This is a genomic window from Bradyrhizobium sp. CCGUVB1N3, from assembly GCF_024199925.1.
Taxonomy (GTDB): Bacteria; Pseudomonadota; Alphaproteobacteria; order Rhizobiales; family Xanthobacteraceae; genus Bradyrhizobium.
Genome location: NZ_JANADR010000001.1, coordinates 108,807 through 131,484, shown reverse-complemented (window position 1 = coordinate 131,484; position 22,678 = coordinate 108,807). Strand labels below are relative to the sequence as shown.

The 22,678-nt window shown below is 63.9% G+C and carries 21 protein-coding genes; 6 read left to right on the top strand and 15 right to left on the bottom strand.

The annotated features are described in order from the left end of the window. Positions 1 to 25 precede the first annotated feature (25 nt). The 5 genes from NLM33_RS00610 to NLM33_RS00590 all read right to left on the bottom strand — a co-directional run bounded on the left by NLM33_RS00610 (position 26) and on the right by NLM33_RS00590 (position 5,770). Positions 26 to 562 carry a nuclear transport factor 2 family protein gene (locus NLM33_RS00610; protein WP_254093772.1) on the bottom strand — a complete coding sequence of 179 codons (537 nt, stop codon included), beginning with the start codon at positions 560 to 562 and terminating at the stop codon, positions 26 to 28. A 26-nt stretch (positions 563 to 588) separates the two neighbouring features. Further along, positions 589 to 2,709, bottom strand: coding sequence for an acetate--CoA ligase family protein (locus NLM33_RS00605; protein ID WP_254093770.1), 2,121 nt, complete (start codon positions 2,707 to 2,709; stop codon positions 589 to 591). A gap of 12 nt (positions 2,710 to 2,721) precedes the next feature. Beyond that, positions 2,722 to 3,615, bottom strand: a complete 894-nt coding sequence (locus NLM33_RS00600; protein ID WP_254093767.1) for an SMP-30/gluconolactonase/LRE family protein — start codon at positions 3,613 to 3,615, stop codon at positions 2,722 to 2,724. Positions 3,616 to 3,701: 86 nt separating this feature from the next. Beyond that, positions 3,702 to 4,931: an ABC transporter substrate-binding protein gene (locus NLM33_RS00595; protein ID WP_254093765.1), complete on the bottom strand. Its 1,230-nt coding sequence runs from the start codon at positions 4,929 to 4,931 to the stop codon at positions 3,702 to 3,704. Positions 4,932 to 5,008: 77 nt separating this feature from the next. Continuing rightward, entirely contained in the window at positions 5,009 to 5,770 is a 762-nt protein-coding gene (locus NLM33_RS00590) for an SDR family NAD(P)-dependent oxidoreductase (protein ID WP_254093763.1), read from the bottom strand. Positions 5,771 to 5,919: 149 nt separating this feature from the next. On the opposite strand from NLM33_RS00590, the gene NLM33_RS00585 reads away from it, so the two are divergent. Next, on the top strand, positions 5,920 to 6,735 hold the full coding sequence (locus NLM33_RS00585; RefSeq protein WP_254093761.1) for an IclR family transcriptional regulator: 816 nt from the start codon (positions 5,920 to 5,922) through the stop codon (positions 6,733 to 6,735). 8 nt (positions 6,736 to 6,743) lie between these two features. On the opposite strand, the gene NLM33_RS00580 is transcribed toward NLM33_RS00585, so the two are convergent. The 4 genes from NLM33_RS00580 to NLM33_RS00565 are packed head-to-tail and all read right to left on the bottom strand — an operon-like array spanning position 6,744 to position 11,472. After that, positions 6,744 to 7,901 carry an acyl-CoA dehydrogenase family protein gene (locus NLM33_RS00580; protein WP_254093759.1) on the bottom strand — a complete coding sequence of 386 codons (1,158 nt, stop codon included), beginning with the start codon at positions 7,899 to 7,901 and terminating at the stop codon, positions 6,744 to 6,746. Then, positions 7,901 to 8,677 carry an enoyl-CoA hydratase/isomerase family protein gene (locus NLM33_RS00575; RefSeq protein ID WP_254093757.1) on the bottom strand — a complete coding sequence of 259 codons (777 nt, stop codon included), beginning with the start codon at positions 8,675 to 8,677 and terminating at the stop codon, positions 7,901 to 7,903. The genes NLM33_RS00580 and NLM33_RS00575 overlap by 1 nt, the downstream gene beginning before the upstream one ends. Continuing rightward, the gene (locus tag NLM33_RS00570; protein WP_254093755.1) at positions 8,677 to 9,807 is read right to left on the bottom strand and encodes an acyl-CoA dehydrogenase family protein; all 1,131 of its coding nucleotides are present in this window, start codon (positions 9,805 to 9,807) and stop codon (positions 8,677 to 8,679) included. Before NLM33_RS00570 ends, NLM33_RS00575 begins: the two co-directional genes overlap by 1 nt. A gap of 33 nt (positions 9,808 to 9,840) precedes the next feature. Further along, on the bottom strand, positions 9,841 to 11,472 hold the full coding sequence (locus tag NLM33_RS00565) for a 3-(methylthio)propionyl-CoA ligase (RefSeq protein ID WP_254093753.1): 1,632 nt from the start codon (positions 11,470 to 11,472) through the stop codon (positions 9,841 to 9,843). 224 nt (positions 11,473 to 11,696) lie between these two features. Between NLM33_RS00565 and NLM33_RS00560 the strand changes: the two genes are divergently transcribed. Continuing rightward, positions 11,697 to 12,881 carry an NADH:flavin oxidoreductase/NADH oxidase gene (locus NLM33_RS00560; RefSeq protein WP_254093751.1) on the top strand — a complete coding sequence of 395 codons (1,185 nt, stop codon included), beginning with the start codon at positions 11,697 to 11,699 and terminating at the stop codon, positions 12,879 to 12,881. Between the two features lie 79 nt (positions 12,882 to 12,960). Here the strand turns inward: NLM33_RS00560 and NLM33_RS00555 are convergent, their stop codons facing one another. The 6 genes from NLM33_RS00555 to NLM33_RS00530 all read right to left on the bottom strand — a co-directional run bounded on the left by NLM33_RS00555 (position 12,961) and on the right by NLM33_RS00530 (position 18,796). Further along, complete coding sequence (locus NLM33_RS00555) at positions 12,961 to 13,539, bottom strand: histidine phosphatase family protein (RefSeq protein ID WP_254093749.1); 579 nt, start codon at positions 13,537 to 13,539, stop codon at positions 12,961 to 12,963. Positions 13,540 to 13,542: 3 nt separating this feature from the next. Then, entirely contained in the window at positions 13,543 to 14,634 is a 1,092-nt protein-coding gene (locus NLM33_RS00550; RefSeq protein WP_254093747.1) for an ABC transporter ATP-binding protein, read from the bottom strand. Positions 14,635 to 14,643: 9 nt separating this feature from the next. Beyond that, positions 14,644 to 15,477: a carbohydrate ABC transporter permease gene (locus NLM33_RS00545; protein WP_254093746.1), complete on the bottom strand. Its 834-nt coding sequence runs from the start codon at positions 15,475 to 15,477 to the stop codon at positions 14,644 to 14,646. Between the two features lie 12 nt (positions 15,478 to 15,489). After that, complete coding sequence (locus NLM33_RS00540) at positions 15,490 to 16,407, bottom strand: carbohydrate ABC transporter permease (RefSeq protein WP_371930098.1); 918 nt, start codon at positions 16,405 to 16,407, stop codon at positions 15,490 to 15,492. 174 nt (positions 16,408 to 16,581) lie between these two features. Further along, positions 16,582 to 17,844: an ABC transporter substrate-binding protein gene (locus tag NLM33_RS00535; protein WP_254093744.1), complete on the bottom strand. Its 1,263-nt coding sequence runs from the start codon at positions 17,842 to 17,844 to the stop codon at positions 16,582 to 16,584. A 1-nt stretch (position 17,845) separates the two neighbouring features. Further along, complete coding sequence (locus tag NLM33_RS00530) at positions 17,846 to 18,796, bottom strand: N-acetylmuramic acid 6-phosphate etherase (protein WP_254093742.1); 951 nt, start codon at positions 18,794 to 18,796, stop codon at positions 17,846 to 17,848. Positions 18,797 to 18,889: 93 nt separating this feature from the next. Here NLM33_RS00530 and NLM33_RS00525 point away from each other — a divergent pair, with 93 nt between their 5' ends. Genes NLM33_RS00525 through nagA form a run of 4 tightly spaced genes read left to right on the top strand, consistent with a single transcriptional unit; the run spans position 18,890 to position 22,675 of the window. Next, positions 18,890 to 19,768: a BadF/BadG/BcrA/BcrD ATPase family protein gene (locus tag NLM33_RS00525; protein ID WP_254093741.1), complete on the top strand. Its 879-nt coding sequence runs from the start codon at positions 18,890 to 18,892 to the stop codon at positions 19,766 to 19,768. Then, a complete protein-coding gene (locus NLM33_RS00520) occupies positions 19,759 to 20,514 on the top strand; it encodes a GntR family transcriptional regulator (RefSeq protein WP_254093740.1) in 756 nt (251 codons plus the stop codon). The genes NLM33_RS00525 and NLM33_RS00520 overlap by 10 nt, the downstream gene beginning before the upstream one ends. Next, a complete protein-coding gene (locus NLM33_RS00515; RefSeq protein WP_254093739.1) occupies positions 20,511 to 21,536 on the top strand; it encodes an SIS domain-containing protein in 1,026 nt (341 codons plus the stop codon). Before NLM33_RS00520 ends, NLM33_RS00515 begins: the two co-directional genes overlap by 4 nt. Next, positions 21,536 to 22,675 carry an N-acetylglucosamine-6-phosphate deacetylase gene (nagA, locus tag NLM33_RS00510; RefSeq protein WP_254093738.1) on the top strand — a complete coding sequence of 380 codons (1,140 nt, stop codon included), beginning with the start codon at positions 21,536 to 21,538 and terminating at the stop codon, positions 22,673 to 22,675. Before NLM33_RS00515 ends, nagA begins: the two co-directional genes overlap by 1 nt. Positions 22,676 to 22,678 lie beyond the last annotated feature (3 nt).

Genomic DNA, 22,678 nt, shown 5'->3' with positions numbered 1-22,678 from the left:
TTCCCTCGCCGCGACGGCCTACGTCTTACGTACGGCGCGCTTCGGCCAAAATTTCATGGATGGGATCGTTGGGGTGCGGCGCGCCGATCGGCATGCGCGGGCCAAAACGCACCTCCTCGCTCTCGGTCGGCACCGCCTGCTCCTCGAGCCAGTCGAACGCCACGATGCGCCGCGCCACGCGCCACTCGCCGCCGCGCTTCTCGAAGAGATCGCAATAGCGCCCGGCTATGAAAAACTGCCGCACGACTCCGTCCTTGCCTGGACCACGCTGCAAGGCAAGGAAATAGGTCTCCACCGCGGCACGCGTCGGCCCGACGAGCTCAATCAGGATGTTGCCGACCTGATGGACGTTGCGCGCGCCGCTCTTGAACACCTCGCGGGCCCAGAGAAAGAACCCCTCGACCGGTCCGGAATAGACGCCGTGCCGATCGGTCGCGTCGGGCCAATAGGAGCTGCGCAGCGTGGCTTCATCGGCCCGGTCGATGCCCCGGCAGTAGCGGTAAATGCAGTCGCGGATCGCCTCCCGGTCCAAGAACTCGGTCAGCTTTGCTTCGTCAGCCATCTATCCCTCTTCTTAACAACCAGTCGTCAATCGCGAGACGCGGCGCTGCGTGGCACCAGCAACGCGTCCAGCGGCATGACGCCCTCGCCGCGCGGCATCACCAGAACCGGGTTGAGATCGATGCTTTCGATCACGTCGGCATTGTCGGCCGCGAATTGCGAAAGCCGCGACAGCATCGCCGCCAGCGCATCGACGTCGGCCGGCGGCGCACCGCGCACGCCTTCCAGCACGGCAAAGCCGCGAATCTCGCGGATCATCCGCTGCGCCTCGGCGACATCGAACGGCGCGACGCGGAAGGTCACATCCTTGAGCACCTCAACAAGGACGCCGCCGAGCCCGAACATCACCACAGGACCGAAGGACGGATCCCGCACCACGCCGACAATGGTCTCCACGCCTCCCCTGATCATCGGTGAGACGATGACGCCCTCGATCCGCGCGTCGGGCCGCTTGTGACGGGCGTTGGACAGGATGGTGCGGGCTGCTTCGCGAGCCTGCGCCTCGTCGCGCGGACCGACGATCACACCACCGATCTCGGTCTTGTGCGCGATGTCCGGCGAGCAGATCTTTACCACCACCGGGAAGCCGATCGCGGTGGCGGCCGCGCCGGCATCCTCATCCGGTCGCACCAGCGCTTCTTTCGGAAATGCAATACCGGCCGCCTGCAACAGCGATTTCGCTTCGTGCTCGCTGAGCGCGCCGTCCGGCGGCGCGATGCGCGAGCCGGCTGTCAGAGCCGTGCGCGCCTGCTTCGCCGCGTCGAAGCTGCGGCGAAACCAGACCAGCGCCGCCAACGCGTTCACGAGCGCCGAGCCATCCTCGAAGATCAGGAAGCCGTCGTCCTCATAGGTGCGGACGATCTCCGGCGGCGCGGACATCGAGAGCGCAAGTATCCGACCTTGATGTCCGGCCGTCGCAGTCCGCAGCGCCTGGCGCAGCGAGGCCGAAAAGGTGGGGCTCGCCGGTCCACTGCCGAAAATGCCGGCGAAGAGGTGATAGTCGCCCTTCTCCAGCATCGCGGCAATGTAGCTCGTCATCAGCGGGAGGTCCGTGAGCGCCTGCGCCGTCGCGTCCACCGGATTGCGCGGCGATGCGTAGGGCAGCATGGCCTTCAGCTCGTCCTGCGCCGCCTCGGGCATTGGCGCGACGTCGAGCCCGCACGCCGATGCGTCGTCGGCCATCTGAATGCCGAAGCCGCCGGACAGCGTGAAGATGCCGAACCTGTTGCCCGCGGGATAAAGCCCCCGCGCGCAGGCATAGGTCGCGTCCAGGTGCTCAGCGGTGGTCCGCGCGCGATAGGCGCCATATTGCCGCAACACCGCATCGAACACGGCATCCGATCCCGCCAGCGCCGCGGTGTGCGAACTCACCGCCTGGGCGCCGACATCGGAGCGGCCGACCTTCAGGAAGACAATCGCCTTTTCTTTCGCCCGCGCAACCTCCAGTGCCTCGATGAACGTATCGCGATCGCGAATGCCTTCCGCATAGGCCATTACGACCCCGACGTCGGGCTGGTCGATAACCCAACGCAGCGCTTCCGCAACGTCGATATCGCACTCGTTCCCGGTGGTGATCCATTGTCCGATGCCGAGGCTGCGCTGGCGCGCCAAGTGGGCAATGTGGGATCCATAAGCTCCGCTTTGCGAGACGACGGCGATCGGACCGGGCTCGACGAACGCGGCATCGAGGATCGCCGAGAATGTTCCGTAGTAGCCGATGCCGGCGTTGAACAGTCCAAGGCAATTCGGGCCGAGCACGCGCATGCCGCTCTCCCGGGCAATGCCGGCGATCTGGTCCTGCGCGAGACGTCCCTGCTCGCTTGCTTCGGCAAATCCGGCTGAGAACACCACCGCCGCCTTGACCTTGCGATCCGCGCAGTCTCTCAGCGCCTGGACCGTGCCCTGCGCCGGCACTGCGAGGATGGCGACGTCAGGTATCTCCGGAAGCGCCGCAACTGAGTCGTAGGACTTGATGCCCTGGACGGTGTCCCGCTTTGGATTGACCGGATAGACCGCGCCCTCGAAACCGCCCTCGCGCAGATAGCGCAAGGGACGCCCGCCAATGCGCGTAACATCATCAGATGCGCCGATCAGGGCGATGGATCGCGGCTTGAACAGAGGATCGAGCGAGGCTGGTTGATGGCGCATCAAGGCGAGTTCTCAACTGGGAGGGGTTGGCTGGAGTCCGAATTGCGCTTCCGGCAGGCCGGTCGCGCCGAGGCCGTCGATCGCGAACAGAAAGCCGCCGTCCGGATGCCGCGAGACGGCGCGTCCCGATCCTGAATCCTTGATCGAGGTCACGTAGAGCGTCGACAGTTCGGGACCGCCGAAGGCGACCGATGAGGGCAAGTCGGTCGGCGCGTCGATGAGACGATCGAGCTTCCCTTGGGGGGTGAAGCGGGCAATCTTGCCCACCTGCACGAGCGCAACCCAGAGACAACCGTCGCAATCGACCGTCGCCCCGTCCGGCCCCGACTGATATGGCCCGGTGTCGATGACGATCCGCGGTTCCGGATCGAACGCCTCGCCGGGCCAATAACTATAGGCGCGGATCGCGCGGTCGAGGCTGTCGGCGAAATACATCATGCGGCCGTCGGGGCTGAAGCAGAGCGCATTCGAAATACGAATGCCGTGGGCGAGCACCGTGTGTGCACCACCGGCATCGATGCGAAAGAGCTGCCCCAGCGGCTCGGCGTGGACGCCCATAGTGCCGCAGAGAAACCGCCCCCAGCGATCGACCTTGCCGTCATTGAAGCGCAGGCGCGGATCGCACGGATCTGGGCGGAAGAGCGGTGTCAATTCGCCTGAGCCGAGATCGAACCGGTAGATGCCATCCGCGAGCGCTGCGACGAGGGTATCGCCTTGGCCGAGCCCGACCGAGCCGACCATGGACGGCGCATCCCAGTGCCGCGCGATCCCGCGCTCGGGTTCGTAGGCGTGGATTCGGCGCGAGACTCCGTCGACCCAATAGAGCCGCTGTCGCGTGACATCCCAGACCGGGCTTTCACCAAGCTGTGCGGCCGTCTTCGATATCCTGCTCACTTGCAGCGCCATCGAGCGATTTTCCAATACGTCCACTTCAATCATCTCGCGGGCACGCGAGCGGGCGACGGGCGGGTCGTGCCCGCCCGTCCCTGAGTTCACTGTGTCTTCAAGAGTTCGCAGGCGCTTTCCGATGCCGGGCGCCAGGCCTCCTCGGCAGGAATGGTCCCAGTGATCTCGTAGTAGTCGTAAGGATATTTCGACTCGGTCGACGTCTTGATGCGCGCGGCATAGAGCGGCCGCATCACCTGGCCGTCGGCACGGATGCTGACGTTCTTCATCTCGAAGTCGTTGATTGGCGTGCTCTTCATCTGTCGCATCACGGCATCGCCCTCATCGGTCTGCGTCGCGGCAATCGCCTTGAGATAGTGCGTGACGGCGCTATAGGTGCTGGCCTGCGCCTCGTTCGGGACCCGGCCATTGAACGCCGCCTGGTAGCGCTTAGCGAAGGCGCGCGTCTCGTCGGTCATATCCCAGTAGAAGGGCGTCGTCAGGCGCACGTTCTGCAGCGGCTGCAGGCCGATGCTATGTGTCTGGTTGAGCATCAGCCCCAGCGGAACGAGCTGCTGCTTCTGCGTAAGCCCGAACTCCTGCGCCTGTTTCATGGCATTGGCGAAGTCCGAGCCCGAATTCGCCAGCGCGATGACCTTCGCGCCGCTCGATTGCGCCGTGAGCAGGAACGAGGAGAGGTCCGAGGAATTGAGCGGATGCAGGACGGAGCCCACAACCTTGCCGCCATCGGCCTTGATGAAGTTCGTGGTGTCGGCCTGCCAGGCTTTGCCGAACGAGTAGTCGACGGTGACAAAGAACCAGGTGTCGAGCCCTCGCGCCAACAGCGATTTCACCGTCGCCTTCGGCAGCGCGTAGGTGTCCATCGCCCATTGCGTCGTCATCGGCGAGCATTTCTCGTTGGTGAACACCGAGGCTGCTGTTCCCGCCAGGAGGTAAGGCTTCTTCCGGTTCTTCATGACGTCTTGCACGCCAAGCGCAATCGAGGACGCTGAGCAGCCGACGATCGCATCCACCCCCTCATTGTCCAGCCAACGCAAGGCAATGGAAACGCCGATGTCCGGCTTGTTCTGATCATCGGCCACGACGAGCTCGATCTTCTTGCCATTGACGGCACTGCCAAAATCGCTGATCGCGAGTCGCGCGGCCACGACCGAACCCGGCCCGCAATTGTCGGAGTAAGGACCGGTCTGGTCGTTCATGACGCCAATCTTGATGACGTCCCCGGAAATCGCCTGCGCCAAGACCGGTGACGCGGTAAACGCTATTGCACCCGATAGGATCGCCATGACGGCGAGATAGGCGGCCGACAGTCTCATTTCTTCCTCCCTATAGCCCGCGGATCTTCCCGGATCTTCTTCTTGTTGCGGGCGGCCAAAGATCATTTGATGCGCGCTCAAGAGAACGCGTAGGTAATCCCTCCATCGACGAACAACATGTCGCCGGTGATGAAGCTCGCCTCGTCGCTCGCAAGAAACACTGCTGCGTTCGCCACATCGCGTGGCTCACCGAGGCGCCCGATCGGCACACGCGCGCGGCGCCGCTCCCACGCCTCTTCGCTGACGACGAGATTGGCGCCGTCGGTCGGCGTCGGCCCCGGCGCGATCGCGTTGACGCGGATCCCGCGTGGCCCGAACTCAGCCGCGGCGGAGCGCGTCGCGCCCGCCACCGCGGCCTTCACCGCGCTGTACATCACGCCATTTGCCATCGCGAGCACAGCAGACGGCGATCCGATATTCACGATGGCTCCGCCGCCGGCTGCGGTCATTGGCGCGAGCACCGCCTGATAACCCCAGATCACGCCCTTCAGGCCGACATCGATCATTCGGCCGATCATCTCCTCGGTCTGCTGCTCCAGCGGACCGTAACGATTCCACATCGCGTTGTTGACCAGGATGGTCGGCGGACCAAACGCCTCGACAAGGCGATCGACCGCAGCAAAGACATCGGCCCGCGCGCCGGCATTGCCAACGATCGCGACGGCTTTGCCGCCATCTGCAACGATGGCGCGCGCCACGGCTTCCGCCACGTCCACCTTCAGGTCGAGTACCCCGACCGCAGCGCCCTCACGCGCGAACGCTTCCGCGATAGCGCGGCCGATGCCCCGCCCTCCGCCTGTGACGAGCGCCACGCGCCCCTGCAACCTGCCGCTTCCCACGACGCCCTCTCCAGCTCGGCCACTCTTTCGCGCCCTTGGCCTTGACTGGAGGCACCTTGTCATGCGCAGTTGGGGCAAACAAAATATAATTCATTTGTGAAGCCGACTTTCACATCCGTGAATTGTTAGCGGCGATGGGGATGCGAAACATGCAGGCGGCGGTAACGAAATCCGCAGCGATACCGGGTGGACCATCCACCGTGAAGTCAGCGCTACGCGCGCTGGAGATCCTTCAGTTCTTCATGAACGTTCGAGAACCGCGCGCGATGTCCGAGATTGGGCTCGCCCTCGGTTATCCGCCGTCGAGCACGACCGTTCTGCTCAAGACCCTCGTGAGCATGGGCTACCTGAATTACGACCGGCGCATGCGCGTGTACTTCCCGACGCCCAAGGTGACATCGCTTGGCGACTGGATTCCGCGGGCTCTGTTCGGCAACAGCCGGACGCTCGAGGCCATGCATGACGTCCACGCGGCCACCGGCGAAACCGTTTCGATCGGCACGACCAACGACGTCTACCTGCAATACGTCAAGATCGTGCAATCGATCCACCCGCTTCGCTTCCACGTCGACGAGGGAACGTTGCGACCACTGACTCAATCGGCATTGGGCTGGCTCCTGATGTCCACGATGTCGGACGAGAAGGTCGACAACATCATTCGCCGTGCGAACATCGCCACGCCCAACGCGCCGGATCGCGTGAAGCTTCCCGACATGATGAGTCGCATTCGACAGATCCGCGGAAAGGGATATTGCTCCGCCGAGAACATTCCCATTCAGGGCGGCGCGACGATCTGCGTCCTGTTACCCGTGACGATCCAGAATCAGCCCATGGTCATCGGCCTCGGCGGCGCCGCCGAGCGGATACGTCAGAATTTCAATCGCTACCTCACCGTCCTGCAGCGGGCGGCGAAGTCGGTCAAGATGGACGATCACCTCGACAAGCAGATCGACGTCGAATTCTGACGCAGCACTCAACCGGGAAGCCGCAGCACGGCCTTGGCGAGGATGTTGCGTTGAATCTCGTTGGAGCCGCCGAAAATCGCGGGCGAACGCGAGTCGAGGAAGAGATTCATCGCATCGATCTCGATATCCCCCGCGGCGAGATCGTCGGCAAGCCGCGCCTCTTCGCCGGCGACAGTGAGCATTTCTTCGGTGATCCGCTGGTAGAGCTCGGTCGTGAAGATCTTGAGAGCAGAAACATCGGCGCCGAGCTCTCCGCCGGCGCGCAAGACCTTTGCATAGCGCTCGAAGGCGGATCCGAGATCGTAGAGATCGAGTCGCAGGCGAGCGAAGCGCGACATGAACGCAGGATCTTCGAACGCCCCGCGAGCATCCGCAAGCCGCCGCAGGCGCTCGAGCGCATATTCAGGGCGCGTCGGCGCCCCCAGGAAGATGCGTTCGTGGCCAAGTACCGACTTCGCGACGGTCCAGCCTTCATTGACCTTGCCGACCAGGTTCTTCAATGGCACACGCACATTGTCGAAGAAGACCTCGCAAAAATCGGCCTCGCCACGCAGATTTTCAATTGGCCGGACGCGAACACCGGGCGAAGTCAGGTCGAGCAGCAGGACGGTGATGCCTTTCTGGCGCACCTTGGCATCACGTTCGGTACGAACGAGGACGAAGATCCAGTTGGCGCAATGGGCCAGCGTCGTCCATATCTTCTGCCCGTTGACCACGAACTCATCGCCATCCTGCACGGCCGATGTCTTCAGGCTTGCGAGATCGGATCCCGCATTGGGTTCGGAGTAACCCTGACACCAGACGTGCTCGCCGGACAGGATTCGCGGCAGGTAGTGGGCCTTCTGCTCTTCGGTGCCGTACTCGATGAGGAGTGGACCGACAAGCCCGATGCCATGATCCGGTATGCGCGGACAGCCGAGCCGTCCCCATTCCTCGACATAGATCATGTGCTTGGCCGCCGAGAGGCCCATGCCGCCATACTCCTGCGGCCAGGTGGGCGCCAGCCAGCCCTTGGCGGCCAGCGCATGATACCATTCGGCGACTTCGTTGAAGAGCGGGCGCTGCTTGCGCATATAGCGCAGATGGGCCGGGCAGTTCAGGTCGACCCACGCGCGAAACGCCGACCTGAACTCTTCGTCGGGAATGTCGTTCCAGTCGGACGCCATCAAAGCACGTCCTTGAAGACTGGGGTGCGCTTCTCCATGAAAGCCCGCATCGCCTCCTTGGAATCATCGTGCTGCGTCATCTCCACCGTGAGGTTCTGCTCGAAGCGATAGCCGTCCTTCAGGCCCATGGTTTCGACCGTATTGATCGCGCGCTTGGCGAGCTTGAGTGCCATCGGGCTCTTCTTTGCGATCTCGGCGGCCATCTTCATGGCCGCAGGCATCAGTTCTTCCCGAGGCACACAATCCTCAATGATCCCGCGGCGATAGAGTTCGGCCGCCGGCACCCGGTAGCCGGTCAGCACCATGCGGCGCGCGAGCGTATGAGGAATGATGCGCATCGTATGCCGCACCCCGCCCATCAACCCGACGTCGATCTCCGGCAGGCCGAACACTGCGTTCTCGGACGCCAGGATGATGTCCGAACAGAGCGCGAGGCCGAGGCCAGCGCCCAGCGCCGGACCGTTCACCGCGGCGATCACCGGTTTGTTGGATTCGATGATGCAGAACCCGACCTCGCGCGCCCGCCGCAGATGACGATACGTGTCGCCCGGCACCGCCCCGACCTTTCCGCGCGACTTGATGTCGGCTCCCGCCGAGAAGGTTTTTCCCGCACCAGTCAGCACGATCACCCGCACCGTCGGGGTCTCGTTCAATTCGTCGAAAGTCGAAATGAACTCCTCGACGAACTCCTTGGATTGCGCGTTCACCGGCGGCGCATCCATCGTCACGACCGCAATGTGATCCTTGATCTCGGTCTTGATCAGATTGTTGTCCATTAGGTCCTCCCGCGGCCATAGCCGCTTTCGCGTTCGACAAACTCCAGGCGCAGTTGTTCAGGCTGTCCCAGCATGGCATTGAGATTGATGGCGCGCTTCAGATAGAGGCCGATGTCGCATTCATCGGTGTACCCCATGGCGCCATGAAGATGCACCGCGCGCCGGCAAATCGAGAATGCGGCTTCGCCCGCCCGCGCCTTGGCCGCCAACACGGCAAGCTCCGCCGTATCGTCATCGTCCCCCTGCAACGCATCTATGGCGTTGACCACGGCGGCGGCCGCAAGTTGCGCTTCGATCCACATGTCGACCAGGCGGTGCTGGATAGCCTGAAAGCTGCCAATCGGCTTGCTGAACTGCACGCGGTCGCTTGCATAGGCGATGGTGAGCTCGAGCGCTTTCGACGCGACGCCAGTCAGCTCGGCCGCGAGCGCCAGCCGCGTATGCAGGATCGCCTGACGGAGCAGATCCTGGGATCGGTTAGCGCGCGACAGCATGCGATCCGCCGGCACCGCGCAATCGGAAAATGAGACCGTTGCAATCGCACCGCCATCAACTCCGGCCTGTTCCGATATCGTCACTCCGTCCGCATCCGCGGCGACACTCAGGAGTATGACGCCGTCGGCGTCCTGGGCGACCACAAGGAAATCCGTTGCGGCACGCGCAGCCTCGACGAAGCGCGTTTCGCCTGACAACGCTACGCCGCCATCGACGTTGCGTGCGACAATCGGCTTCGCACCGGGCGTCCATGCCGGCACCGCGACAATCTCGCCGCCGGCCACTCCGGCTGCCAGGCGGCTGCGCTCTGCGCCCGGCGAAGCGCCGCCAAGCAGCGTCGCAGCAAAGACGGAAGCCGTGCCAGTCGGTTCGGCGATCAACGCGCGCCCCAGCGCCTCGCTCAGAACCGCCTGCTCGCGCAACCCGAGACCCGCGCCGCCGCATTCTTCCGGCAGCAACAGCCCGATCCAGCCGGCTTCCGCCATTGCGGACCAGATCAGCGGATCCATGGTCCCGCCGCGCCCGCGTTTCTCGCGCAGGGCCTTTGCACCTGGAAAACGCGCAGCAAAGCCGGTGACGCTGTCTCGCAGCATCACGAGAGTACCGTCGGGATCGTCCAGCAACAGTTCGGGCATGGTCTCTGCTTTTCGGTGACGCCAGCGCCGACGTCAGGTCGGCAATGCATGGTCTTTGAACAGTTCGCGCAGCTTGGTCTTCTGCAGCTTTCCGGTCGCGGTGTGCGGCAGCTCGTTCACGAAGACGACATCGTCGGGCAGCCACCATTTCGCGACACGGCCGGACATGTAGTCCAGGATGTCCTCGCGTGCAGGATCGGTGTCCGGCCTTCGGACCACGACCAAGAGCGGCCGCTCCTGCCATTTCGGATGCGGCAGTCCGATGACCGCCGCCTCCTGCACGGCCGGATGGGCGATCGCGACATTCTCGAGGTCGATCGACGATATCCACTCGCCGCCGGATTTGATCACATCTTTCGAGCGATCCGTGATCTGGATGTAACCGTCGGTGTCAATGGCGGCGACGTCTCCCGTCGCAAACCATCCCTCCGCATCCAGCACCGCCCCGCCCTCTCCCTTGAAATAGCCCGAGGCTACCCAGGGTCCGCGCACCATCAGGTTTCCGGCACTTGCGCCGTCATGCGGCAGCGGCGCTCCGTCTTCGCCTACGATCCCGAGCTCGACGCCGTAGATCGCGCGCCCCTGCTTGCACTGAACGGACACTTGGTCGCCGACCGGCAAATCGCGATGAACCGGCAGAAGATTGCCGATGGAGCCCAGCGGGCTTGTTTCGCTCATGCCCCAGGCATGGACAACGAAGGCGCCGAAGACACTGCGGAATTTTTCGATGATGCTGCGCGGCGCGGCGGATCCTCCGACGACCACACGCTCGAGCTTGATCGCGGAAAGATCGAGCTCTGGGTTTTCCTCGACGTAGTTGAAGAAGCCGAGCCACACGGTCGGCACCCCCAGCGAGAAATTGCAGTCTTCCTGCGCCGCGAGGTTGAAGATGCTCTTGCCATCCAAGGTTGGACCGGGCAGCACGACCTTGGCCCCGCACATCGCTGCCGCGTAGGGAATCCCCCATGCGTTGACGTGAAACAGCGGAACAACGAGAAGAACGCTGTCGCCGCTGGACAGCTTGAGACCATCATTCGCGCAGGCGACAAACGAATGCAGGATGGTCGAGCGGTGACTGTAGAGCACCCCCTTGGGGTTGCCGGTCGTGCCGGATGTATAGCAGAGCGACGATGCTGTTCGCTCGTCAAGCACCGGCCAAGTCAGGATGTCGTCTTCCGCATCGACGAGCGTCTCATAACAGAGGCAGCCCGGAATCTGGACCGGAAGGTGCGCGCTGTCCGTCATCGCCACCAGATGCTCGACGGTGACGAGATTGGAACGCAGCTTCTGAACGAGATCGGCGAAGGTGATGTCGAACAGCAGTACCCGATCTTCAGCGTGGTTGATGATGTAGTCGATCTGCTCGGGAAACAGGCGCGGATTCACGGTGTGCAGCACCGCGCCGATCCCGGATACGGCGAAATAGAGTTCCATGTGACGATGGGTGTTCCAGGCGAGCGTCGCGACGCGATCGCCCGGCCTGACGCCGAGTTTGATCAGCGCCTTTGCGAGCTTTGCCGCGCGGGACCGCAATCCGGCATAGTTGCTGCGATGGATCGTCCCCTCGCAGGTCTTGCTGACGATCTCCGTCCTGGGATGGAAACGCGCCGCGTGCTCGATCAGACTCGAGATCAGTAACGGTCGATCCTGCATCAATCCGAGCACCGAGCTTCCTCCGTAACCCCAGCTGCGGGCGGCCCTTGTTTGATCTTGCCGTCCTCTCCCGGACATTTCTTGGTGGAGGTGCACACTGTCAAACGAAACGATCCGCACGAAGGCGAATTTCACATCCTTGAAAATGCCGGGGCGACGATCGCATCGTCTTCGCCTGGAGTGTTCCCTGCGCCATCATGGTGTCAACCAGATTGCGGGAGCGAGGGAACGACAGGATGAGCGCGCTATTCAGCCCCGGACGTATCGGAGGGCTCGATCTCGACAACCGCATCGTCGTGTCACCGATGTGCCAGTACAGCGCCGTCAACGGCGTCGCCCAGTCGTGGCATCTCATTCACATCGGCAATCTCGTGCTGTCCGGTGCCGGGCTGGTCATCATGGAAGCGACCGCGGTGGAGGCTGTCGGCCGCGGAACGCACGGCTGCCTCGGCCTCTACACCGACGCGCAAGAAGCTGCGCTTGCGGCGCTCGTTGCGAACGTTCGCGGATTGTCGCGCGCCAGGCTCGGCCTCCAGTTGACGCATTGCGGCCGCAAGGCCTCGACGCGCACCATTCCCGAACGCTGGAGAGGCGAACCGCTTCCGCCCGAGGAAGGCGCCTGGACGCCCGTGGCACCGTCCGCACTTCCGTTTGACGCAGGCTGGGCAATTCCGGACGAACTCGATGACGAGGGCATCGATCGGCTGATCGGCATGTTCGCGGCTTCAGCGGAACGAGCGTCCCGCGCGGGATTTGATCTGATCGAGATCCACGGCGCTCACGGTTATCTCGTTCACAACTTCTTTTCGCCCATCGCCAACCGGCGGACGGATCAATGGGGTGGCTCGATCGAGAACAGGATCCGTTTTCCGGTCGAGATCGCTCGCGCCGTGCGGCGTGTATGGCCAAAAGAAAGAGCCCTCGGCTTCCGCATTAACAGCACCGACTGGCATCCCGACGGCGTGACGCTCGAGGATGCCGTGCTGCTTGCGCAGGGACTTGAGCGGGAGGGCGTTGATTACGTCGCAATGTCCGCCGGTAACATCGCGCCCGGCATCGCGATCCCGCCGGCATCCCCCGGCCATCAGGTTCCGTTTGCAACCGAAATCAAGCAGCGCACCGGCCTGACCGCGATGGCGGTCGGCATGATCGCGCGGCCGGATCAGGCCGAGGCGATCGTCGCCGAGGATCGGGCGGACTTCGTCGCGCTCGCACGCCCGATGCTCGACAATCCGCGCTGGGGTCTTCACGCCGCCGCAGTGCTCGGCGTCGATATCGACTATGCGCCTCAATACATCCGCGCGCGGCCGAATAACTGGCTCGGCTTTACCTATGTCCACCCCGACACAAGGCCGCCCGCAACGACACGCCAACTCGACCGGCCGCGAAGTGCGACCTGGGACCGTCCAAAGATCGGCTAACGGCAAAAGGACTATTTGCGAAGCCGCTCACAGGCTACCCTCACCCGACCATTTGCGATTGAGATTTGCCGCGATCAGATCAGAGGTCTTCGAGGAGACGCCATGAATGTTGTACGCGGCGGTCCTCTCTGCTGAACGCAAAATAGTAACCGCCGGCGCCGGGCTGGTCATGCGTTCGATCAATCGCGACGCCCGAACAGTGGCAATACAGCAGAGTGCCGACGCCACCGTGGCCAACAAAGAGCACATCGCCCGGTTGATTGCGAGCCAGGACGTGTTCGACCTCGCGGACGATGCGCAACTGGGCGTCAACCGCCCGCTCCCAGCCCCGAACGCTGATTTGAGGCTGCGCGAAAAACTGATCGGCGACCGCCTGAAACTCGTCCGGCATCAAGAAGCCCGTTGCCGATCGGTCATTCTCATGCATCGCCTCCCGCACCTCTACCTCGAGCTTCAGCTTCGCGGCGATGATCTCGGCTGTCTCGATCGCCTTCCGCTCGCCGCTGGAGATGATCTGCGTGGTGCGTGCGAGCTGCCTCGTAGCCGCGACTGCCTCCGTGCGGGCCCTCCCGATCTCACTCAGGCCCCACGATGGGACGGGGATCGCCGGATCAATGTTCACCTGGGGATGGGTCAGATAGCGTACGAAGCCCGTCATGAGCTAAGCATCGTTCTGCGTCGAGACCCGAAGGCCCGCGGCATCGAAGACGTGCACGTCCCGAGCTGCGGCAAAGAACGTAGCTCGTTCGCCCGGCATCGGGGTCTGCCTGCCGCGCACCTCGGCAACGAACAGCCTGTCGTCGGCGCGGCGCACATAAGCAAAGGAGGATTCGCCGAGCCGCTCGACCAGTTCGACGGCGCCTTCCACCGCGAAGGGACCGTCTTCCCCTCGTCCAAGATGCTCCGGACGGACGCCGACCGTCAGCGTGTCGCCGGTCTTCAATGAAGTTGCCGGCAAATCGAAGCTGCGAAAGCCGGGCCCGGCCACGCGCGCGCATCCGCCCTCGACACTGCCAACCTTGGCTTCGAAGAAATTCATCGCAGGCGAGCCGATGAAGCCGGCAACGAACAGATTGGCCGGCGCATAGTAAAGATCGAGCGGCCTGCCGACCTGCTCGATGCAGCCCTTGTTCATCACGACGATCCGGTCGGCGAGCGTCATCGCCTCGACCTGGTCGTGCGTGACATAGACGATCGTCGATTTCAGCAACCTGTGCAAATTAGCGATCTCGACGCGTGTCGAGACGCGCAAGGCCGCATCGAGATTGGAGAGCGGTTCGTCGAACAGGAAAACGGCGGGCTCGCGCACGATCGCGCGGCCGATCGCAACGCGCTGACGCTGACCGCCCGAGAGATCGCGCGGATAGCGCTCGAGCAACTCATCCAGCCGCAGCATTCGGGCCGCTTCCGCGACGCGCCTTTCGCGTTCGGCCGGCGGCACCCCTGTGAATTTCAGCCCGAACGTCATGTTCTTGCGCACGTTCATGTGCGGATAGAGCGCGTAGGACTGGAACACCATCGCGATGCCGCGCTCGGCGGGTGCGAGCGTATTGACGAGCTTGCTGGCGATATGGATATCGCCGCCCGACGCGCCGTCAAGGCCGGCAATCATCCGCAGAAGCGTCGACTTGCCGCAGCCTGAAGGGCCGACGAGAACGACGAATTCACCGTCTTCGATGCTCAGGTTGACGTCGTTGAGCACAGTCGTCGCGCCATAGCGCTTGTTGAGATGCTCGATGCGCAGATTGGCCATTCTGACAACCTATTTGACTGCGCCGGAGGTGAGGCCTGCGATGAGTTGGCGCGAGAGGACCACGTAGATTATGACGACCGGCAGGATCGCCATCGACAGCGCGGCGAGCACGGAATTCCAGTCGGTGATGTACTGGCCAAGAAACTGCTGCACCCCGAGCGTGACGGTATGGGTCGAGTCGCTCGACGTCAGGATCAGCGGAAACCAGAGGTCGTTCCAGATCGGCACGATGGTGAAGACGGCGACCGTCGCGATAGCCGGGCGCAGGAGCGGCGCGACCACCTCGAAAAAGATGCGGGTTTCCGGCACACCGTCGCAGCGCGCGGCGTCGCGCAAGTCCTTGGGGATCTGCTGGATGAACTCGCTCAATATGAAGATCGACATTGGCAGGCCCTGCGCAACGTAGACGAGGATCAGGGCCGTCAGCGTGTCGTTGAGGCCTGCGGACCGCATCATGTTGAGGATCGCGACGGAGCCAAGCCGGATCGGCACCATGATGCCGATCGACAGAAACAGTGCGAGCGCCGTTGAACCGCGAAAGCGGTATTCGGTCAACGCCCATGCCGCCATCGCGCCAAACAGCAGCACGAGCGCCATGCTGACCAGGGTCACGATCAGCGAATTCGAATAGTAGGTCAGGATATGGGAGGAGCGGAAAACCTTCTCATAGCCGACGAGGCTGAAAGTTGTGGCGTCCGGCAGCGCGAGCGGGCTACCGAAGATGGCGCTGCGCACCTTGAACGAATTCATCACGACGAGCAGGATTGGGCCGACCGCAAGCAGGCTGTAGGCGATCAGGACGAGATGAACACTGAAGCTCCTTGCACGCTGCTCCGCCGTCATGCCGCCGCCCCGTCAGAAAGCGTAACGGCGGATGCGCCGCTGCACGAGGAAGAGATAGAGGCAGAGGCCGACGAGGATGATGAAGAACATGACGGTCGCGACCGCGGAACCCATCGTCGGATTGCCGAGCTGGAGCTGGTTGCCGAAAAATGTGCGGTAGAAAAACGTGCCGAGAATGTCGGTCGCGAAATTCGGCCCCGCAAGCGCGCCCTTGACCGAATAGATGAGATCGAAAGCGTTGAAGTTGGCGACGAAGGTCAAGACCGAGACCAGGCTGATCGTCGGCAGGACGAGCGGAAGCTTGATGTGGAAGAAGATGCGGAAGTGTCCGAGCCCGTCGACACGTGCCGCGTCGATCAGCTCTTCGGGGATGTTGAGCAGCGCGGCATAGATCAACATCATCGGGATGCCGACGAATTGCCAGACGGAAATGAGGGACAGGGTTACGAGCGCGCTCGATTCGAGCCCCAGCCAGGGAGCAAACAGTGAGCCCAACCCCACGGCCTTCAAAGCGCCGGCAGCTACGCCCCAGAGCGGGGAAAGGATCAGATTCCAGGAAAAGCCGACGATGACAACCGAAAGCATCGTCGGCAGAAACATGACGGTGCGGTAGAAGCCCTTGAACCTCAGGCCCGGCAGGCTCAGCAATCCTGCGAGCGCGATACCGATCGGATTTTGCACGCACATGTGCACGGCGAAGAAGATCAGATTGTTGCCGAGAGCGTTCCAGAACGGCTTCGACCACAGCGCGTCACCGAGCAGCGTTTCGAAGTTGGCAAGCCCGACGAAATACCGGGCTCCAGACGGATCGCTTGTGTAGGTGGAGAGCGCCATCGTCGCGACGAGCGGATAGATCGAGAACAGGGTGTAGATCGCGACCGCCGGTCCGAGAAAGAACAGCAGAAGGCCCGCGAGTTTTGCGCGAGGCATCTGGGCGGTGATGTTCGATACCGATTCGGGCATGATGGAAAGAGATTAACCTACCGTGCGTGTCGTCCCTCTCCGCGCTTGAGGCTCGCGCCATGCGTTAGCGGAGTGTGCAGCAACTATCGAATAGTACGAGGAAAGTCCCTCTCCCCGCAAAAGCGGGGAGAGGGTTTGGCGTCACTTAGCGGGCTTGTACCACTTGTCGAGGCCGTCCTGCAGTTGCTTGCCGGCGGCATCAGGCGTCAGCTTGCCGTTGACGACCTGCGCCGACACGTTCCAAAGCTCGTTTTCGAGATTCGGCGTACCGCGCGACAAGATCTGATACGAGTTGCGGATCGTCGACTTGCAGGTCTGGCGCCACCCAACCATCGTCGCCGCGACGTCGTCGTCGACCTTCACCGGAGTCTTGGCGAGGGGGAAGAAGCCGGGAAGCGCGTTGGCGTAGATCGTTGCGAATTCCGGCGTCGTCAGCCATTCCAGGAACTTCTTCGCGTCTTCCTTGTTCTTCGACGCTGCGTTGACGCCCATCGCGATGTCGGTGTGGTCGGAGATATAGCAATCCGTCGTGCCGGCCGGCTGCGGTGGCGGGAATGCACCCATGGCGAATTTCGCCTGGCCGCGGAACGTCGAGATATCCCACGAGCCAGCCGCATAGATTGCGCCCTTGCCGAGCGAGAACAGGTTCTGACTGTCGGCGTAGGTCTGCGCCTGGAAGCCCGATCCGAGATACGGCGCCCAGCTGGCGATCTCCTTGAAGGCCGCGACGTATTGTGGGTCGGTGAGCTTCTCCTTGCCGGCAATCAGATTGGCGCGACCGGCCTCGCCCTTCCAATAATCGGGACCGACGTTCTGGAAGCCCATAGTCGCGGCCTCCCATTGGTCAGCCGTGCCCATCACCAGCGGGACATAGGCCCCGTCCTTTTTCAGCTTCTCGAGTACGGCATGGAATTCCTCGAGCGTCTTCGGCTCGGACACGCCGACCTTGGCGAAGGCTTCCTTGTTGTAGATGAACCCGGCGATGACGGAGGCGATCGGAACGCAGAAGGTGGTTTTGCCGTCGTCCGTTTGCCATGCGGCCTTTGCGACATCAGAGAAATTATCCATGCCCTTGAGGCCGTCGACCCCGTCGAGCTGATGCTTCTGATAGAGCGCGAGCGAGGCGTCGAATGGACGGCACGTGATGAGATCGCCGGCGGTGCCGCCATCGAGCCGCGCGTTGAGGGCGGCGTTGTATTCCTTGGGTGCCGAAGGCGCGAATTCGATCTTAATGTCGGGATATTGCTTGTTGAAGGCAGGAATGATCTTCGCGTTCCAGATGTCGGCGTCGTCATTGCGCCAGCTCTCGATCTTCAGCGAACCTGCCTGGGCCGACGCAAGCCCCGCAAGCAACGCCAACGCGGCAACCTCAGCTCCCATTGCAGCCTTGAATGTCCGTCTCATGCTACGCTCCCTTGTTCGGGCCTTCGCCCTTGATCCCGTTGGCTCTTGCGCGTGCGCCGCGCAACGCGTCGTCTATCCGGCCTTCGGCAGCAGCGAGCCTCGTCACGGCTTCACTCATGCTGACGATACCGCAGGCAATCAGGATTGCCGGCTTGACCTCGCCGCCGGCCTCGCGCAGCGCCGTTTCCGCTTTGGCATCGCTGACGCCGGCGATTGTTGCGACGATCCCGCGCGCGCGTTCGCGCAATTTCGCATTATCGGCCTTCAAATTGACCATCAGCCCCTGATGAATGTGACCAAGCTCGAATCCCATCAACGATGAGAGCATGCCGAGCGCGGCCTTTTGCGCAGCTCCGGCCGCGAGTCGTGTCGAGCCGCGCAGCGCCTCCTCCCCGCTCTCGAGCAAGATCGACGCGTCGGCACCAACGAGCAAGGGCGAACCCGGGCGATGCGCGATGCCGACCACGAAGGCGCCGCGGCGGCGCGCCTCTGCGGCGACCGCGACTGTGAACGGCGTCGAGCCGCTCGCCGATACGACGATCACGGCATCACGAGAGAGGTCACCGAGCCCGGTCATGGCCCGCTCACCGGCTGCGGCATCGTCCTCCGCGGCCCCATCGATGCGGAACGGCTCGGCGGTCCCGCCCGGCAGGACAATTGCGATGCGGCTCTCGTCGAGGCCGAACGTTCCGGGAAGCTCGGCTGCATCTTCGGCCGCAGCAAGACCGGAGGAGCCCGCACCCGCATAGACCAGACGCCCGCCTGCCCGCCAGATCGCGGCGAGGCGAAGCGCGGCGGCGCGGATGTCGGCGGAGGCAGCCGCGACCGAAGCAATCGCTCGGCGGTAGGATGCGAGCATCGCCTCCGCGAACATCGCCTCATCGATCATCACGACACCGCCGGCGTCGCGCCACCCCTCCCCGTCTGTCTCTGAGCTCGGCAGTACCGACATCGTGAATACCAATGGTAGATACCTCTTGTATTTGTTTTATCCATATGACATACCACTTGTCTAGAGGCGTTAAGAAATTTTTTAGGAGCCCCCTTGGCGACGGCCCAGTTTTTCCTCGGTGTGGACGGCGGCGCGACCCGTTGCCGCGCGAGACTGCGGGATTCGTCGGGCCGCGAGCTCGGGCGCGGCCTCGGGCCGGCTTCGAACATCTATCTCGATTTCGACGAGGCCATGCGGGTCGTCCGTGAAACGATCGAGTCCGCGATCGCCGACGGCGCGCCAAGGCAGGAGATCGCAGTCGGCCTTAGCCTTGCCGGGCTTTCGGACGACAAGGAAGCAGAGCGCGTCGCCGCCGCCCTGCCCGGCTTTGCGCGTATTGTCGCTGTCAATGATGCTGTCGCCGCCTGCGTCGGCGCCAATGGCCTCGGCGACGGCGGCCTGATCATCGCGGGCACGGGCTCGGCAGGCATCGCTCGCGTGGGAGCTCGGACGACTATCATCGGCGGACGCGGTTTCTGGCTCGGCGACGACGGATCTGCCGCACGCCTCGGCGAGTCGGCGTTGCGCGCGACGCTGCGTGCGATCGATGGCCTCGAGCCGATGAGCGGCCTAGCGCGAGCGCTCGGGCGCCATTTCGATGACGATCCATTGCGGATGAGCCGCTGGGCAGCGGACGCGAGACCCAGAGACTACGGCGCCTTCGCACCCCAGATCCTGGACGTCGCCAGGTCCGGAGATATGCGCGCGCGCGAAATTGTCGGTGAAGCAGCCAGCGCGATAGCGGCGCTGGCGAACGCGCTGAATGCGCTTGGCGCCGAGCGCATAGCGCTCGCCGGCGGCTTCGGTGAGCCCTTGCGCCCCTTCTTGCCGCCTGATGTGGCCAAGCGCCTCGCCCCGCCGCGGCGCGACGCAGTCGACGGCGCAATCCTGCTCGCCGGCGGAACGCTCGCGGAGGACGCCGCATGTCCTTGACGGTAGAAACCGCGCCCGGCCAGAAGCTCTATCGCGCCGTGGTCGACGCGCTTCGGCGCGAGATCGAGACCGGACGCTTCGCGGAGACGCAATTGCTTCCGGCCGAGCGCGTGTTGTGCGAGCTGCTCGACGTATCGCGCACCACGCTGCGCAAGGCGATTGCCGATCTGATCGCTGAAGGAGTGCTGTTTCACCGACATGGTGCCGGTACCTTCATCCATCGCGCAACCCCGCGCGTCGAACAGCCTTCGTCGCGCCTGACGAGTTTCACGGAAGACATGCGGCTGCGCGGATTGGAGGCGAGCTCGCGCGAGCTTGAGCGCGGTGTGTTCCTGCCGACGCCGGAAGAGGCCATGATGCTTGGCGTACGGCCGAACGAACGCGTGTTCCGGCTCGGCCGCCTGCGCCTGGCCGACGGCTCGCCCATGGCGATCGAGCGTGCCGCCGTACCGATACGCTATCTGCCGGAACAGGATTCGGTCGGCGGCTCGCTTTACGAGGCGCTCTCCGCGCGAGGCTTCAAGCCCGCCCGCGGCCTGCAGCGCTTGCGTGCGACCCTCGTCGATCATGCGGATGCGGAACTGCTCGGCGTCGCACCGGACAGCCCGGCGCTTTATATCCAGCGTATCGCCTATCTCGCCGACGGATCCTGCGTCGAGTTCACGAAATCCTGGTACCGCGCCGACGCCTATGATTTCGTCTCCGAACTCACGCTGTCGCCACCGACCCGAAAGGCGCACCGATGACGACCCACATGCTTCAGGAGATCGGCGAGGCAGCCGATGCGGTCGAGCGCCAGCTTGACCAGGATGCAGAACGGCTCGCCGGACTTGGGACGCGTCTGCGCGCCCTCGATCCGCCGCTCGTCGCGACCATCGCCCGCGGCTCGTCGGATTGCTGCGCGCTCTATCTGAAATACCTCGTCGAGATTGTTTCGGGGGTGCCTTGTGCCTCAATCGGCCCCTCCATCGCGACGCTTTATCGTACGCCGATGCGGCTCGAAGGGGGCGTGTCCGTCGCGATCTCGCAATCGGGACGCAGTCCCGACATCGTCGAGATGCAGCGCGCCGCACGACGCGGCGGTGCGCTGGCCGTCGCACTGGTAAACGACGTGGCCTCGCCGCTCGCGCAAGAGGCCGAAGTGCTGCTGCCGTTGTGCGCCGGCACGGAACGTTCCGTCGCAGCGACCAAATCGATGGTTGCAGGTCTCGTCGCGGGCGCGAGCCTCGTCGCAGCCTGGCGCGAGGATCGGCAGCTCGCAGCCGCCCTCGCCGGCCTGCCAAACGTTCTGCGCGGGCAAGCGGCGCCGCCGCCCGCGGCGATGCTGGAGGGACTTGCAAATGCCCGGAGCGCCTTCGTGCTCGGCCGCGGCGCGACGCTTGCCACCGCCGCGGAGGCGGCGCTGAAGCTCAAGGAAACCTGCGCGATTCACGCCGAGGCCTACTCCGCGGCGGAGGTACTGCACGGCCCGGCCGAGCTTGTGGCCTCGGGCTTTCCCGTCATCGCCTTCCTGCCGTCCGACGCAGCGCGCGAAGGCATGCTGCCGACGCTCACGGCGCTGACCAATGCCGGCGCGACGGCGATTACAATCGAAGCGGGCGGCGTTGATGAGGCGGATCGTCTCGCGACGGCAAGAGTCGAGGCGACGCTGTTGGAGCCCATCGTCATGATCCACCGCTTCTACCGCCTTGCCGAGGCGCTTGCGCTCCGGCTCGGGCGCGATCCCGACCGCCCGCGCAATCTGCGCAAGGTGACGGAGACCGTTTGATGACCCTTCTGTCCGGCGCGCGGATTTTTGATGGCGAGCGTTTTCTCGACGACCACGCAGTCGTCGTCGAAGGCGGGCGCATCGCAGCAATCGTCCCACACTCCGAGAGACCTCACGGCGAGTTGCGCGATCTCGGCGGCGGCCTGCTCGCGCCCGGCTATATCGATGTGCAGGTCAATGGCGGCGGCGGCGTTTTGTTCAACGAAGACCCGACACCCGAAGGCATCGCCCGCATCGCCGCGGCGCATCGCAAACACGGCACCGTCGGGCTGCTGCCGACGCTGGTGACCGACACGCCGCAGGTGATGGCCGCCGCAATCGCCGCCACGCGCGAGGCGCGGCACCTGACGCCTGCGACACTCGGCATCCATCTGGAAGGACCCTTCCTGGATCCGGTTCGCAAGGGCGCGCATGAGCTCGGATACATCCGCAACCTCGAACCCGGCGACGTCGCGACGATCGTCGAGGCGCAATGCGGCGCCGTCATGCTGACGCTCGCGCCCAATCGGGTCCGCGCGGAGAGCATTGCCGAACTCGCGCGGCATGGCGTGCTCATCTCGCTCGGCCACTCCGATGCAAGCTACGCGGAGGCGTGCGCGGCCGTCAAAGCCGGTGCACAGGCGTTCACCCATCTATTCAATGCAATGAGTGCGCCCGCCGGGCGCGAGCCAGGCATGGTTGGCGCAGCGCTCGATCTCGACGAGGCTTTCGTTGGAATCATCGCGGACGGTCATCATGTGCACGAGGCGAACTTGCGTATCGCCTTCGCCGCCAAGCGGCACGACCGTTTCATGCTGATTAGCGACGCGATGCCACCGGCCGCCGGCGGGCCCGATCAGTTCGATCTACAGGGGCGCCGCGTGACCCGCATAGATGGCTGCCTGCGGCTCGAGGATGGAACGCTCGCGGGTTCGGCTCTTACCATGGACGAAGCCGTACGCTACGCCGTCAAGGTGGCGCAGCTCGATCTCACCGATGCCCTCGCAATGGCGTCGCGCGTTCCGGCGACGTTTCTGCGGCGCGAGACGGAGCTCGGCCGCATCGCACCCGGATATCTGGCGAGCCTCGTGCATCTCGACGACGATTTGCGTGTGCTCGAAACCTGGATCGAGGGTCACCCGGCCGCCGACCGCTCCTGACGC

Bases quoted from the DNA above. Each gene is read 5' to 3' on its own strand.
- NLM33_RS00610 (WP_254093772.1), bottom strand. From the start codon at position 562: ATGGCTGACGAAGCAAAGCTGACCGAGTTCTTGGACCGGGAGGCGATC.
- NLM33_RS00605 (WP_254093770.1), bottom strand. From the start codon at position 2,709: ATGCGCCATCAACCAGCCTCGCTCGATCCTCTGTTCAAGCCGCGATCC.
- NLM33_RS00600 (WP_254093767.1), bottom strand. From the start codon at position 3,615: ATGGCGCTGCAAGTGAGCAGGATATCGAAGACGGCCGCACAGCTTGGT.
- NLM33_RS00595 (WP_254093765.1), bottom strand. From the start codon at position 4,931: ATGAGACTGTCGGCCGCCTATCTCGCCGTCATGGCGATCCTATCGGGT.
- NLM33_RS00585 (WP_254093761.1), top strand. From the start codon at position 5,920: ATGCAGGCGGCGGTAACGAAATCCGCAGCGATACCGGGTGGACCATCC.
- NLM33_RS00580 (WP_254093759.1), bottom strand. From the start codon at position 7,901: ATGGCGTCCGACTGGAACGACATTCCCGACGAAGAGTTCAGGTCGGCG.
- NLM33_RS00575 (WP_254093757.1), bottom strand. From the start codon at position 8,677: ATGGACAACAATCTGATCAAGACCGAGATCAAGGATCACATTGCGGTC.
- NLM33_RS00570 (WP_254093755.1), bottom strand. From the start codon at position 9,807: ATGCCCGAACTGTTGCTGGACGATCCCGACGGTACTCTCGTGATGCTG.
- NLM33_RS00560 (WP_254093751.1), top strand. From the start codon at position 11,697: ATGAGCGCGCTATTCAGCCCCGGACGTATCGGAGGGCTCGATCTCGAC.
- NLM33_RS00555 (WP_254093749.1), bottom strand. From the start codon at position 13,539: ATGACGGGCTTCGTACGCTATCTGACCCATCCCCAGGTGAACATTGAT.
- NLM33_RS00550 (WP_254093747.1), bottom strand. From the start codon at position 14,634: ATGGCCAATCTGCGCATCGAGCATCTCAACAAGCGCTATGGCGCGACG.
- NLM33_RS00545 (WP_254093746.1), bottom strand. From the start codon at position 15,477: ATGACGGCGGAGCAGCGTGCAAGGAGCTTCAGTGTTCATCTCGTCCTG.
- NLM33_RS00540 (WP_371930098.1), bottom strand. From the start codon at position 16,407: ATGCCTCGCGCAAAACTCGCGGGCCTTCTGCTGTTCTTTCTCGGACCG.
- NLM33_RS00535 (WP_254093744.1), bottom strand. From the start codon at position 17,844: ATGAGACGGACATTCAAGGCTGCAATGGGAGCTGAGGTTGCCGCGTTG.
- NLM33_RS00530 (WP_254093742.1), bottom strand. From the start codon at position 18,796: ATGTCGGTACTGCCGAGCTCAGAGACAGACGGGGAGGGGTGGCGCGAC.
- NLM33_RS00520 (WP_254093740.1), top strand. From the start codon at position 19,759: ATGTCCTTGACGGTAGAAACCGCGCCCGGCCAGAAGCTCTATCGCGCC.
- NLM33_RS00515 (WP_254093739.1), top strand. From the start codon at position 20,511: ATGACGACCCACATGCTTCAGGAGATCGGCGAGGCAGCCGATGCGGTC.
- nagA (WP_254093738.1), top strand. From the start codon at position 21,536: ATGACCCTTCTGTCCGGCGCGCGGATTTTTGATGGCGAGCGTTTTCTC.